The following is a 13,998-nucleotide window of genomic DNA, read 5'->3' on the forward strand; positions in this document are numbered from 1 at the left end:
TACTTTATTTTTTTAGGTATTAATTTACTGACATTTGTCATATTATTTATATTTATTCTAAATAAGACTTTGCTATGTAATTATAGTTACATATTTTTGCTTCATTATTTAAAACAAGTCTAAATAAAAATAAACAATTAATCAAAAATGAAAAAATTACAATTACTTTTAGTAGCTATTCTAATTAGTGTGGTAGCATATTCACAAGAAACTAACAACGAAACCTATGAAAATTCAGGAAACAAATTATTAAATGACAATTTACCAAAAGGGATAACTATTGGTGGATATGGACAAATAGATTATAATGAAGCAGACGGTTCTGCACCTGGAAAATTAGATGTTCACCGTTTGGTATTATTGTTTGGTTATAAATTTAACGATAAAGTAAGCTTCTTAACTGAAATTGAATATGAGCATGTGGAAGAAGTTTATGTGGAGCAAGCCTATTTAAAATACAAATTAAATGAAAACGCTAATATTTTAGCTGGTTTAATGTTAGTGCCAATGGGAATTATTAACGAATATCATGAACCTACAACTTACTATGGTGTTGAACGCCCAAATGTTGATAACGTAATTGTTCCAACAACTTGGAGAGAATTAGGAATTGGTGTTTCAGGTAAAATTGACAATGCATCGCTAAAATATCAAGCGTATTTGTTTAACGGATTTAAATCGTATGCAGCAGGATCAGGATTAATTAAAGGTTCAAACGGATTACGTTCTGGTCGTCAAAAAGGAGCAGAGTCTACAGTAAATTCGCCTAATTTCTCAACTAAATTAGATTATTATGGAATTGCAGGATTAAGAGTTGGGTTATCTGGTTATTTTGGGAGAACTCAAACAGATGATACTTCTTTAGAAGCATCAACAGTTAGCGTTTCAATGCTTGGGTTTGATGCACGTTACAAATACAACAATCTAGAATTAAGAGGACAATATATTCTTGCAAATTTATCTGATACAGAAGATTACAATACATTAACAGGTAAAGATTTAGGGTCTAAAATGACTGGTTTGTATGGTGAAATTGCTTACGGTTTTGATTTAAAAGGAGAAGAAAAATTAACGCCATTTATACGTTATGAAAAATACAATACACACGCTGATACGGCTGGAAGTTTAGCTGTTAATAAAGCTTTTGAAAAAGACGAAGTTATTTTTGGATTAAACTACAAAGTAGCCAACGGAGCTGCCTTTAAAATAGATTACCAATTGGTGAACAATGCAGTTTCAGGAAGTGATACATCTAAAGTATTTAATGCTGGAGTTGCAGTTTGGTTTTAATTAAAATAGTATAGAAATGGGGCTGCATTAATATTTATTAATTAATGGTGGCCTCATTTTAATTTTAAAATTACTATTATTACAATATAGTATTTATGAAAAAAATTATTTACATAACTGCATTAGTATTTTTAACTTCTAGTTTTACCGTTTCAAAAAGAATTGAAGCCCTTATTGCTAAGGAAATAAAAAGTATCTTTTCTGTTGAAACGTTTCAAAAAAAGAATATTTCAATATCAAATGATATAAGTGAAAATTTACCCCAAAAGATTACCGATACTAATTTTTATAAAATTTATAACAATCAAAAATTATTAGGGTATTATTATTTTGGACAAGCTTTCGGGAAAGCAGATTATTTCGACTTTATTGTTATTTTTGATAAAAATTTAATAGTTTCTAAAGTTAAGGTATTGGTTTACAGAGAAGATCACGGAGGTGAAGTAGGTAGCAAACGTTGGTTAAATCAGTTTAGTGGAAAATCAAAAGCTGATAATTTAATATATCAAAAAGATATTGCGGCAATTTCTGGAGCTACTATTTCGGCAAAATCTATGACAAATGAAATAAATAAATTGCTTAAAACAGTTCAAATTTTACATCAAAAACAAGTATTATAATGCAATTACACGGTTTAATTCATCAATTTCCAAAAGAAATAAAAGTAGTTATTGTTGCTTTTATAAGTGTTTTAAGCATTGGCTTTTATGGTGGATTGAGTTTTGTAAATACCACAACATCAATGCATGTAAATGGCATTGAAACTCATTATTTAGGAAATGAAGATGATGAGGAAGCAATGGATATGAAATTCAAAAAAAGTGAACGCGAAATTTTAACCGTTGTTCACAATCATATCTTGTCATTATCAGTTATTTTTTTGCTATTGTCTTTAATTCTTTCTACAACTTCCATCAATAAAAAACTAAAATATTTTTTAATGATAGAGCCTTTTTTATCAATCGTATTCACTTTTGGCGGTATTTATTTTTTATGGAAAGGTTTTACTTGGGTTAAATATATTATTGTAATTTCTGGTTTTTTTATGACCTTAAGTTTTGTAGTAGCCACATTTTCAATACTATATCAAATATTAATTTCTAAAAAGAGATATTAACATATATTTCAATTAAAAAGTGTAAATTTGCACGCAATTAATTACTAAATTGATTGCACCATGATTTCACATTCCGATAAATTTGTAGGAGAAGGATTAACCTACGACGACGTTTTACTTATTCCTGCTTTTTCTGAAGTACTTCCAAGAGAAGTTAGTATTCAAACAAAATTTTCAAAAAATATTACTTTAAATGTTCCAATTGTGTCCGCAGCTATGGATACAGTTACGGAATCTGACATGGCAATTGCTATGGCACGTGAAGGAGGTATTGGAGTTTTGCATAAAAATATGACTATTGAACAACAGGCTGCAGAAGTTAGAAAAGTAAAAAGATCTGAGTCTGGAATGATTATAGAGCCAGTTACAATTACTAAAGATGAAACTGTTTTTGAAGCTAAAGCTTTAATGCACGAATATGGTATTGGTGGAATTCCTGTAGTTGATGCACATGGTACTTTAATCGGAATTGTAACCAACAGAGATTTACGTTTTGAAAATGATAACACTCGTAAAATTGCTGAAGTAATGACTTCAAAAAATTTGGTAACTGTTGCAAAGGGAACATCATTGAAACAAGCGGAAATAATTTTACAAGAAAATAAAATTGAAAAACTTCCAGTAGTTGATGAAAATTATAAATTGGTAGGGTTAATTACATTTAGAGATATTATTAAAGTTAGTGAAAACCCAAATGCCAACAAAGATCAGTATGGTAGATTAAGAGTTGCTGCTGCATTAGGTGTTACAGGTGATGCTGTAGAAAGAGCAGAAGCCTTAATTAATGCAGGAGTAGATGCTTTAATTATTGATACAGCTCACGGACATACAAAAGGTGTAGTTACTGTTTTAAAACAAGTAAAAAGTAAGTTTCCAGATACAGATGTTATTGTTGGAAATATTGCAACAGGTGAAGCCGCAAAATACTTAGTTGAAGCAGGTGCAGATGCAGTAAAAGTAGGTATTGGACCAGGATCTATTTGTACAACTCGTGTTGTTGCAGGTGTTGGATTTCCGCAATTATCAGCAATAATTGATGTGGCGAATGCCATAAAAGGTTCAGGAGTACCAGTTATTGCAGATGGTGGAATTAGATACACAGGTGATATTCCAAAAGCTATAGCTGCTGGAGCAGATACTGTAATGTTAGGTTCTTTATTAGCAGGTACAAAAGAATCGCCAGGAGAAACCATTATTTTTGAAGGAAGAAAATTTAAATCGTACAGAGGAATGGGATCTGTTGAAGCAATGAAGCATGGTTCAAAAGATAGATATTTTCAAGATGTTGAAGATGATATTAAAAAATTAGTACCAGAAGGTATTGTAGGAAGAGTTCCATATAAAGGTGAATTGAATGAAACAATGCATCAATTTATTGGAGGTTTAAGAGCCGGAATGGGCTATTGTGGCGCTAAAGATATAGAAGCACAAAAACTTGCAAAATTTGTTAAAATTACTTCAGCAGGTATGCGTGAAAGTCATCCACATGATGTAACAATTACAAAAGAAGCTCCAAATTATTCTCGTTAAATTTTAAAAAAATAACTAAAAAGGCGCAAATTATTTTGCGCCTTTTTAGTTATAAATCACCAATTATTATATAAAAAAGAACCATAAATTTAAAGCTAATTAATTATATTTAATACAATTGTAAATGTTATATTTGCAGCCTTTAAAAAAGGGATTCACAAAATAATAAGAATATGAAAGCTGGTATAGTAGGATTGCCAAATGTGGGAAAATCAACATTGTTTAACTGTTTATCAAATGCAAAAGCGCAAAGTGCAAACTTTCCATTTTGTACCATAGAGCCTAATGTAGGTGTTGTAAATGTTCCTGATAATAGATTGGTAAAGTTAGAAGAATTGGTTAATCCAGAGCGTGTTTTACCAGCTACTGTTGATATTGTTGATATTGCTGGTTTGGTAAAAGGCGCAAGTAAAGGTGAAGGATTAGGAAATCAGTTTTTAGGAAATATAAGAGAAACAGATGCAATTATTCACGTTTTACGTTGCTTTGATAATGGTAATATTGTGCACGTTGATGGAAATATAAATCCGATTAGAGATAAAGAAACCATTGATATTGAGTTGCAACTAAAAGATTTAGAATCTTTAGATAAAAAACTGGAAAAGGTTAGAAAAACTGCGAGAACAGGAAATAAAGATGCTCAAAAAGAGCAAGAAGTTTTAGAAAAAGTTAAAAAAGGTTTAGAAGCTGCAGTTTCAGTAAGAGCTATTGAATTAACTGAAAAAGAACGCGAAGAATACGTAACTCCGTTACAATTTATAACAGACAAACCTGTATTATATGTTTGTAATGTTGATGAAAAATCAGCAGTAAATGGAAACGAATATGTAGACAAAGTAAAAGAAGCTGTTAAAAATGAAAACGCAGAAGTTATTGTGTTAGCTGTTGGTACTGAAGCTGATATTACAGAATTAGAATCTTTTGAAGAACGTCAGTTATTTTTAGAAGATTTAGGATTAGAAGAAGCCGGTTCAGCAGTTTTAATTAGAGCAGCATATAAATTATTAAATCTTCAAACATATTTTACAGCAGGAGTAAAAGAAGTACGTGCTTGGACAATTAATATTGGAGATACAGCACCACAAGCAGCAGGTGTTATTCATTCAGACTTTGAAAAAGGTTTTATTAGAGCTGAGGTTATTGCATATGATGACTATGTAAAATATGGAAGTGAAGCTAAAGTAAAAGAAGCTGGAAAAATGAGAGTTGAAGGTAAAGAATACATTGTAAAAGATGGTGATGTTATGCATTTCCGATTTAATGTATAATCTTAAAATATAGTATAAATTAAAGAAGTCTGTTAATAAAAATATTAGCAGACTTTTTTTTATTTTAGTTGGCAAAATAGTACTTTAGCAACTCTTCAAGAATTTTACAAAAATAAATGGCAGAACAAACATCGTATACCGAGGATAATATTCGCTCATTAGACTGGAAAGAACATATTAGAATGCGTCCTGGAATGTATATTGGTAAGTTAGGTGATGGTTCTTCACCTGATGACGGTATTTATATTCTTATAAAAGAAGTACTCGACAACTCAATAGATGAGTATGTAATGGGTGCTGGAAAAACTATAGAAGTTTCTGTAAAAGATGAAACAGTTTCAATTAGAGATTACGGACGCGGAATTCCATTAGGTAAAGTAGTAGACGTTGTTTCTAAAATGAATACTGGTGGAAAATACGATTCTAAGGCTTTTAAAAAATCTGTTGGATTAAATGGCGTAGGAACAAAGGCTGTAAATGCATTGTCTTCATATTTTAAAGTACAATCTTTTAGAGATAATCAAACTGTTACTGCAGAATTTGAGCAAGGTAATATCACGAATGAAGAAAAGCCACAAGAAAGTTCGCAACGTAAAGGTACTAAAGTAACCTTTGTGCCTGATAAAACTATTTTCACAAAATTTAAATTTAGAAATGAGTATATTATAAAAATGATTAAAAATTATGTGTATTTAAACACAGGTTTAACAATCATTTTTAACGGTGAAAAATATTATTCAGAAAATGGTTTAAGAGATTTATTAGATGAAAATATTGACGATGAATCTAAACTATTCAAAATAATTCATTTAAAAGGTGATGATATTGAGGTTGCATTAACCTTTAGCAAGGCACAATATAGTGAAGAATATCACTCTTTTGTAAACGGCCAACATACAACACAAGGAGGAACACATCAAAATGCATTTAGAGAAGCTATTGTAAAAACAATTAGAGAATATTTTGGTAAAAATTACGATTCTTCCGATATCAGAAAATCCATAGTTTCTGCAATCAGTGTAAAAGTGATGGAGCCAATTTTTGAAAGCCAAACTAAAACAAAGTTAGGGTCAACAGAAATGGGTGATGGCTTACCAACTGTACGTACTTATATAACAGATTTTGTAAAAACCAATTTGGATAATTATTTGCATAAAAATCCAGATGTTGCTGAAAAAATTCAAAAGAAAATTTTACAGGCAGAAAGAGAACGAAACGATTTATCCGGCATACGAAAATTGGCTAGAGAACGTGCAAAAAAGGCAAGTGTTCACAATAAAAAATTACGTGATTGCAGAGTGCATTTTAACGATTTAAAAAAAGAAAATAGACTTGAAAGCACCTTATTTATTACTGAGGGAGATTCCGCAAGTGGATCTATTACAAAATCTAGAGATGTAAATACCCAAGCCGTTTTTAGTTTGCGTGGTAAGCCGTTGAATTCCTATGGAATGAATAAAAAAATTGTGTATGAAAATGAAGAGTTTAACCTATTGCAAGCAGCGCTAAATATAGAAGATTCTTTAGAAGATTTACGGTATAATAATATAGTTATTGCAACTGATGCCGATGTTGATGGAATGCATATTCGACTGTTATTAATCACCTTCTTCTTGCAATTTTTTCCAGAATTAATTAAAGAAGGCCATTTATATATTTTAGATACGCCATTGTTTAGAGTGCGAGATAAAAAACAAACATTTTATTGTTATTCTCCAGAAGAAAAACAAGATGCCATTAATAAATTAAAAGGAAAACCAGAAATAACACGTTTTAAAGGACTTGGTGAAATTTCACCAGATGAATTTGTGCATTTTATAGGAAAAGATATTCGATTAGACCCTGTAATGTTAGACAAAGAAATGCCAATTGAAAAAATGTTGGAATTTTATATGGGTAAAAATACGCCAGATAGACAAAAGTTTATCATTAGAAATTTAAAAATAGAATTAGATATTGTAGAAGAAGCATAACATGCAAGAAGAAAACAACGAACCGATTGACGAAGAATTTGGAAATCAAGAAACCATTACCAAAGTTACAGGAATGTACAAAGATTGGTTTTTGGATTACGCATCCTATGTAATTTTAGAACGTGCAGTTCCTGGTATAAAAGACGGTTTTAAACCTGTACAACGTAGAATACTCCATTCTATGAAAGATTTAGATGATGGCCGTTACAATAAAGTAGCAAACATTGTTGGACATACAATGCAATATCATCCGCACGGTGATGCTTCTATTGCTGATGCAATGGTGCAAATTGGTCAAAAGGAGTTGTTGATAGATATGCAAGGAAACTGGGGAAACATTTTAACCGGTGATAGTGCAGCTGCATCACGTTATATTGAAGCTCGTTTATCTAAATTTGCTTTAGACGTTGTTTTCAATCCCAAAACTACCGAATGGCAATCTTCTTATGATGGTAGAAGAAAAGAACCCATAGATTTACCTGTAAAATTTCCAATGTTATTGGCGCAAGGCGCTGAAGGAATTGCAGTAGGTTTATCAACAAAAATATTACCACACAATTTTAATGAATTAATTGATGCCTCAATTAAACATTTAAAAGGTAAAAATTTTAGCATTGTTCCAGATTTTTTAACTGGAGGAATTGCTGATGTGTCTAATTATAATGATGGAAAACGAGGTGGAAAAATTAGAGTGCGCGCAAAAATTTCGCAAATAGATAAAAAAACGCTAGTAATCAATGAAATACCTTTTGGTACTACAACTTCTAGTTTAATAGATTCTATATTAAAAGCCAATGATAAAGGTACTATTAAAATAAAACAAATAGAAGATAATACTGCTGCAAATGTTGAAATTTTAGTGCATTTACCTCCGGGAATTTCACCAGACAAAACAATTGATGCTTTGTTTGCTTTCACAAATTGCGAAAACTCTATTTCACCATTGTGTTGTGTTATTGATGATAATAAACCTGTTTTTATTGGCGTTTCTGAAGTTTTAAGACGATCTACTGATCATACAGTTGAATTGCTAAAAATGGAATTAGAAATTCAGCTAAATGAATTAGAGGAACAATGGCATTTTGCTTCATTAGAACGTATTTTTATTGAAAATAGAATTTACCGTGACATTGAAGAGCAAGAAACCTGGGAAGGCGTTATAAAAGCTATTGATGAAGGTTTAAAGCCGCACATTAAACATTTAAAACGTGCTATTACAGAAGAAGATATTGTTCGTTTAACTGAAATCAGAATTAAAAAAATATCAAAATTTGATATTGACAAAGCAAAACAATTTATTGAAAGTTTAGAAGATAAAATAGCAGAAGTTAAAAATCATCTAGCTAATTTAATAGATTTTGCTATCGACTATTTTAAAAACTTAAAGTTGAAATACGGAAAAGGCAAAGAACGTTTAACTGAAATTAGATTGTTTGATGATATTGTTGCTACCAAAGTAGTAATGCGTAACACAAAATTATATGTAAACCGTGAGGAAGGTTTTGTAGGTACATCATTAAAAAAAGATGAATATGTTGATGATTGCGCCGATATTGATGATATTATAGTGTTTAGAAGAGATGGTGTTATGATGATTACTAAAGTTGATTCAAAAACTTTTGTAGGAAAAGACATTATTCATATTGCAGTATTTAAAAAGAATGATAAACGTACTGTGTATAATATGATTTACCGTGATGGTAAAAGTGGCCCAAGTTATATGAAACGCTTTAATGTTACTGGGGTAACACGCGATAAAGAATACGATTTAACAGCCGGAACTAAAGGCTCATCGGTATTATATTTTACCGCAAATCCAAATGGAGAAGCAGAAACAGTTTCTATTGTTTTAAGAGCAGTTGGATCTATTAAAAAATTAAAATGGGATATAGATTTTTCCGATTTAGCAATTAAAGGAAGAAGCTCAAAAGGAAATACTGTAACCAAATATGCTATTAAAAAAATTGAATTAAAAAGCGAAGGAGTTTCTACTTTAAAACCACGTAAAATTTGGTTTGATGAAACTGTACAACGTTTAAATGTTGATGAAAGAGGTGATCTTTTAGGCGAATTTAGAGGCGAAGATAGATTGCTTATAATTAACCAAAAAGGTATTGTAAAAACCATAAAACCAGAGTTAACAACACATTTTGATAACGATATGATTGTTTTGGAAAAATGGATTCCTCAAAAACCAATTTCAGCTATTTATTTTGATGGTGAAAAAGAAAAATACTTTATAAAACGGTTTATGATTGATAACCCAAATAAAGAAGAAGTATTTATTTCTGAACATCCAAAATCGCAACTAGAAATTGTTTCTACAGATTACAGACCAATGGCTGAAATCACGTTTTCTAAACGAAGTATTGAAAATATGACTATTAATTTAGAAGAGTTTATAGCTGTTAAAGGAATAAAAGCTTTAGGAAATCAGTTAACTTCTGATAAAATTAAGCAAGTAACGTTATTAGAATCATTACCTTATGTTCCAGAAGAAGTTGATGATGTTGAAGTAAATGATGAGGAAGTTATAGAGAATGAAGATATTACTTTTGAGTTAGATGGTGAAATTGAAGATGACAAAAATAATGATGAAAAAGACAGTAATGGACAAATTAAGTTATTTTAATTGTTCAAAAAATGTAAGTTCATAGTCTTTTAACAATTCTGGATGAGCAATTTTAATAATGTCTTTTAACACTAAATCTGGTCGGGCAGGAGCTAATTCAAAATATATGAATCCACCTTTTTCACCACGTTTATTTATAAATGAATAAATAGTTTTGTTTTTAAACGCATTAAATTGGGAATAAATAGCATTAGATGTTTTTAAATCTTCTAAAGATGTATGAAAACTCGGTGAAATCCAAATATCTGCATCTTTCCCTTTTTCAAAAACATTTTCAATATTTAAAGACAAACTTCCTTTACCTTCAGTGTTTTTCCATAAATAGTTAGTGTTTGCATCTTTTAAAAAAGTAGCTTCAAAACTATTTCCAGCAGGTAAATTCCAAATGTCTTTAAATAAACCTCCAGAGATAATTGTTGGTTGATTAGTTGCGTTTAAGGCAATACTTTTTGCTTCTAAATAATTTTTTTCAATTTCATTAAAAATACTATCCGCTTGTTTTTCTTTATTGAATAAAACGCCAAATAATTTAATCCATTCAGCTCTTCCTAAGGGTGTTTCTTCTAACCAATCACCATTTAAAATTACGGGAATACCAAATTGCTGAATGGTTGAAAACATTTTGCTATTACTATTTATAGAAAATCCCATAACAACATTGGGGTTTAAATCTAATAATAACTCAGTATTTATACTTTCTTCGTTGCCAAGTTCTTTTATTTTTCCATTATTAATTAACGCTCTGGTTTTTACTGATGAAACATAATCGGTATTTGGATAACCTATTAATTTATTTTCAACGTTTAACAATTCAAGCATTGGAATATGAGTTGTGCTTGTAACAACAATGGAATTTACGGGGATAGTAATTTCATTATTTTTGGTAGTTTTATTGGGTGTTAAAATAAACTCAAAAGTTTCTTTTGATCCATTATAGGGTGCTTTAATTATAACTTTTTTATAGTCATTAAACTGCTGAATTTCAAATCCTTTTGCATATTTAATGAAGCTTTTAGTAATGCTTTTTTCAGATTTATTGTTTTTAACTTCATTTTTACAAGCAACTGAAGAGAGTGAAATAAATATTAAAGTAAGTGCAAATTTAAAAGTATTCATTTAAAAAGTTTTTTTTGCAAATGTACTATTTTACATTTTTAATAGTACTAATTAATCTTTAATTACTTATTTTTGCATCCGATTATGGTTTTTATGTTTACTTCTGTATGCATAAATGAAAAGGGAAGTTGGTTTAAATCCAACGCTGTACCCGCAACTGTAAGCTTAGTCGATTTTTTTCGATGGTTGTTATTAAACTTTTAACCACTGTTCTTTTAAGAATGGGAAGGTGAATAACAATACGCGAGTCAGGAGACCTGCCAAAATCAGTATAGTTCAAACATTCGGGAGAAAATGGTTTGAGTATGGCTTTTTTTATCTGTACTTATAATTTTACCTGATTTATTTTATTAATTAAATCATTAAAAATGAAAAAAAATGTATTTCATTTATGTACTGCTATGTTTTTAACATTGGGTACTTTAAATGCACAAGAAACTACTGAAAAAGTAGAAAAATTAAGTGAAGTTACCGTTGTAGCTACAAAATTTGCTATTGAAAAAGAAAAAATTGGTAAAGTTATTTATCAAATTACAAAAGAAGAATTAGCCAATGCTCAGGGAAAATCTGTTGCTGATGTTTTGGATAATTTAGCCGGAATTCAAATTTTTGGAAATAATAGTTCGGCAGGAAAAGACAAAAGTGCTTATGTAAGAGGAGGAAGAGGTTATCAAACTTTGGTGTTAATTGATGGAGTTCCTTTAAGTGATCCATCTGGAATTAATAATGCATTTGATTTAAGATTATTAACTTTAAATCAAATAGAATCTATTGAAATTATGAATGGAGCATCAAGTACATTATATGGTTCTGGAGCTGCTACCGGAGTTGTTAATATTAAATTAAAAGAAGCTGTTAAAAAGCCAATAGCATTACATTATCAGTTAGCAATTGGAACTAATAATTCTCAAGATAATACCACTATCAATTTAAATGATTTTAACCAAAATATTGCCATAAATGGCTCGTTAAATAAATTTAATTATTTGGTTAATGTAAATGCATCATCAATTAGTGGTATGTCAGATGCAAGTGATGAAAATAGTACAACAAAATTTGAGTATGATAAATTTAAACCAACTAACACGTATGTTAAGTTAGGTTATAATTTTTCTGAAAAATTAAATGTAGCGCTATTTCATAATTTTGATAAAGATATTTATGATTATGATGGTGGCGCATTTACCGATTCAGATATTAACAATGGTGAAAATAAGCAAAGTCGTTTTGGATTTTCTTCAAATCTTAATTATAGCAAAGGAAACTTAAAATTTATTGCATCGTATAATCAAAATAATAGATTTTTAGATGAATATAGTAGTTGGACAAACAGTATGAATTATTATGAATATACTGGAAAAAGTATATTTGCTGATGTTGTAAATGAGTTTAAATTTAATAATCAATTTCAATTAATAACTGGGATTTCTTATCAAAACCAGCGTAATCAAACAAACTCTCCTTACGGAGAAATTGATGAAGATTTGGCGAAGTTTAATATGTTAGATCCTTATGCAACAATAGTTTATAATTCAAAAAATGGAATAAATATAAACGCAGGTGCGCGCTTAAATATTCATAGTGAATATGGTAATCATTTTGTTTACAATGTAAATCCGTCATACAATATTTCAAATAACTTTAGGTTAATTTCAAGCTATAGTACTGCATTTATTTCACCAAGTATTTATCAATTATTTTCAGAATATGGAAATGTAAACTTAAACCCTGAAAAAGATAATTCTGTTGAAGCTGGAATTATTTATAAATTAAATGATATAGTTGAATTAAATACTGTTTTCTTTTATAGAAATATGGAAGATGCTATTTTATTTGGCGCAAGTAGTTATGAAAATGCCAATGAAAGTATAAATGCAAAAGGTGTTGAAACAATTTTAAAAACAAATAAAATACACCATTTAAACATTAGTTTAGGACACACATATACTTATAAAAATGCAGATATAGATTATATTCCTAAGCATAAGATTACTGCTGAGGTTGGAACTACTTCTTTTAAAAACACCTATTTATCTTTAAATTTTAAACATATATCTAAAAGAACATTTTTTGATCAATGGGGAACAGGTTCAACTATGAAATTTGATGCGTATAGTTTAATTGATTTTTATGGTAGCTACTCAATAATTAAAAATAAAGTTTCTGTTTTTGCGCAAGTAAATAACTTATTTAATGAAGATTTTGTTGAAGTATTAGGGTATACTACAAAAGGTAGAAATTATAAAATTGGTTTAGATTTTAATTTTTAGAAATATTATTTATATAAAAACAATCTAGTGTACGTATGCTAGATTGTTTTATATAAAATCTCTAACTTCTTCTTTAATAAAAGACAATGCAGCAGTAGACGGAGATGAAGAGTTTAAAACAGTTTTTAAAATAGCTTCACGTAATTCTTGTGCATTTTGTACACTTTCATTTTCTGAGTTTTGTTTAATAATATGTATGGTTGCATTTTTAGATGCTACAATTACACTCCAACATTTTTCTGAAATATATATTTGTTGTGTAAGATTATGTTCAAATTCTTGTTCAATAGTATTAATTAAACTTAAAGAATAGGCTTTTTTATCATTATTTACTGAAGTTACTCTTAATAATAAATTAGAAGGATTTATTCTCTCTAAAAATAAAGTCATGCGCTCATAGGCTTGTAATCTAATTGGTAAAGCTTGTTTTCTGTTAGCCTTAACCATAGATAATTTCATTTTAACTTCTTCATTTTTTGCGTGTGTTAAAAAGAAATAATATGCAACAACGCCTGTAACAATCGCCGGAATCGTAAAGCTTAGTAATTCTAAAATTTGATCTAATTTCATAAATATTTAGTAAAATTCAAATTTATTATTTTTAATAGAACATTCATATAATTAAATGAAAAATTAAAATAAGTACTATTGTATTTTTTTCAAGTGTTTGATTTAGATTTATTTAAAAAAATTACATAATACTAGCGTAACAATTGTTACCATGTGCTGTTGAATTAATGATAATTGTCAGCATTTATAGAAACTAAAGACTCTAATTTTGTTTTAAAATTACAGTATAAGT

General features: G+C 29.3%; 10 protein-coding genes and 1 riboswitch. Of the genes, 8 read left to right on the top strand and 2 right to left on the bottom strand.

Annotated elements, in window-relative coordinates; genetic code table 11:
* Positions 1-147 precede the first annotated feature (147 nt).
* The 7 genes from BM335_RS02295 to BM335_RS02325 all read left to right on the top strand — a co-directional run bounded on the left by BM335_RS02295 (position 148) and on the right by BM335_RS02325 (position 9,810).
* Positions 148-1,290 (top strand): porin family protein, encoded by a 1,143-nt coding sequence (locus BM335_RS02295; RefSeq protein WP_090222670.1) that lies wholly within the window; start codon positions 148-150, stop codon positions 1,288-1,290.
* Positions 1,291-1,385: 95 nt separating this feature from the next.
* On the top strand, positions 1,386-1,910 hold the full coding sequence (locus BM335_RS02300; RefSeq protein ID WP_090222672.1) for an FMN-binding protein: 525 nt from the start codon (positions 1,386-1,388) through the stop codon (positions 1,908-1,910).
* The gene (locus tag BM335_RS02305) at positions 1,910-2,407 is read left to right on the top strand and encodes a hypothetical protein (protein ID WP_090222675.1); all 498 of its coding nucleotides are present in this window, start codon (positions 1,910-1,912) and stop codon (positions 2,405-2,407) included. The genes BM335_RS02300 and BM335_RS02305 overlap by 1 nt, the downstream gene beginning before the upstream one ends.
* 60 nt (positions 2,408-2,467) lie before the next feature.
* The gene (gene guaB / locus BM335_RS02310) at positions 2,468-3,937 is read left to right on the top strand and encodes an IMP dehydrogenase (RefSeq protein WP_090222677.1); all 1,470 of its coding nucleotides are present in this window, start codon (positions 2,468-2,470) and stop codon (positions 3,935-3,937) included.
* Positions 3,938-4,110: 173 nt separating this feature from the next.
* Complete coding sequence (ychF, locus tag BM335_RS02315) at positions 4,111-5,205, top strand: redox-regulated ATPase YchF (protein WP_090222679.1); 1,095 nt, start codon at positions 4,111-4,113, stop codon at positions 5,203-5,205.
* 116 nt (positions 5,206-5,321) lie between these two features.
* Positions 5,322-7,178, top strand: coding sequence for a DNA topoisomerase IV subunit B (locus tag BM335_RS02320; RefSeq protein ID WP_090222681.1), 1,857 nt, complete (start codon positions 5,322-5,324; stop codon positions 7,176-7,178).
* Between the two features lies 1 nt (position 7,179).
* Positions 7,180-9,810 (top strand): DNA gyrase/topoisomerase IV subunit A, encoded by a 2,631-nt coding sequence (locus BM335_RS02325; protein WP_090222684.1) that lies wholly within the window; start codon positions 7,180-7,182, stop codon positions 9,808-9,810.
* Here BM335_RS02325 and BM335_RS02330 read toward each other — a convergent pair.
* A complete protein-coding gene (locus BM335_RS02330) occupies positions 9,802-10,926 on the bottom strand; it encodes an ABC transporter substrate-binding protein (protein ID WP_090222686.1) in 1,125 nt (374 codons plus the stop codon). The two genes, BM335_RS02325 and BM335_RS02330, sit on opposite strands and share 9 nt — an antisense overlap.
* A gap of 68 nt (positions 10,927-10,994) precedes the next feature.
* Positions 10,995-11,205: riboswitch (cobalamin riboswitch) on the top strand.
* Positions 11,206-11,294: 89 nt separating this feature from the next.
* On the opposite strand from BM335_RS02330, the gene BM335_RS02335 reads away from it, so the two are divergent.
* The gene (locus tag BM335_RS02335; RefSeq protein WP_090222688.1) at positions 11,295-13,196 is read left to right on the top strand and encodes a TonB-dependent receptor plug domain-containing protein; all 1,902 of its coding nucleotides are present in this window, start codon (positions 11,295-11,297) and stop codon (positions 13,194-13,196) included.
* Between the two features lie 48 nt (positions 13,197-13,244).
* Here the strand turns inward: BM335_RS02335 and BM335_RS15645 are convergent, their stop codons facing one another.
* Complete coding sequence (locus BM335_RS15645) at positions 13,245-13,766, bottom strand: DUF7935 family protein (protein ID WP_177219137.1); 522 nt, start codon at positions 13,764-13,766, stop codon at positions 13,245-13,247.
* Positions 13,767-13,998 lie beyond the last annotated feature (232 nt).

Source organism: Lutibacter maritimus (assembly GCF_900116115.1).
Taxonomy (GTDB): domain Bacteria; phylum Bacteroidota; class Bacteroidia; order Flavobacteriales; family Flavobacteriaceae; genus Lutibacter; species Lutibacter maritimus.

Bases quoted from the DNA above. Each gene is read 5' to 3' on its own strand.
- BM335_RS02295 (WP_090222670.1), top strand. From the start codon at position 148: ATGAAAAAATTACAATTACTTTTAGTAGCTATTCTAATTAGTGTGGTA.
- BM335_RS02300 (WP_090222672.1), top strand. From the start codon at position 1,386: ATGAAAAAAATTATTTACATAACTGCATTAGTATTTTTAACTTCTAGT.
- BM335_RS02305 (WP_090222675.1), top strand. From the start codon at position 1,910: ATGCAATTACACGGTTTAATTCATCAATTTCCAAAAGAAATAAAAGTA.
- guaB (WP_090222677.1), top strand. From the start codon at position 2,468: ATGATTTCACATTCCGATAAATTTGTAGGAGAAGGATTAACCTACGAC.
- ychF (WP_090222679.1), top strand. From the start codon at position 4,111: ATGAAAGCTGGTATAGTAGGATTGCCAAATGTGGGAAAATCAACATTG.
- BM335_RS02320 (WP_090222681.1), top strand. From the start codon at position 5,322: ATGGCAGAACAAACATCGTATACCGAGGATAATATTCGCTCATTAGAC.
- BM335_RS02325 (WP_090222684.1), top strand. From the start codon at position 7,180: ATGCAAGAAGAAAACAACGAACCGATTGACGAAGAATTTGGAAATCAA.
- BM335_RS02330 (WP_090222686.1), bottom strand. From the start codon at position 10,926: ATGAATACTTTTAAATTTGCACTTACTTTAATATTTATTTCACTCTCT.
- BM335_RS02335 (WP_090222688.1), top strand. From the start codon at position 11,295: ATGAAAAAAAATGTATTTCATTTATGTACTGCTATGTTTTTAACATTG.
- BM335_RS15645 (WP_177219137.1), bottom strand. From the start codon at position 13,766: ATGAAATTAGATCAAATTTTAGAATTACTAAGCTTTACGATTCCGGCG.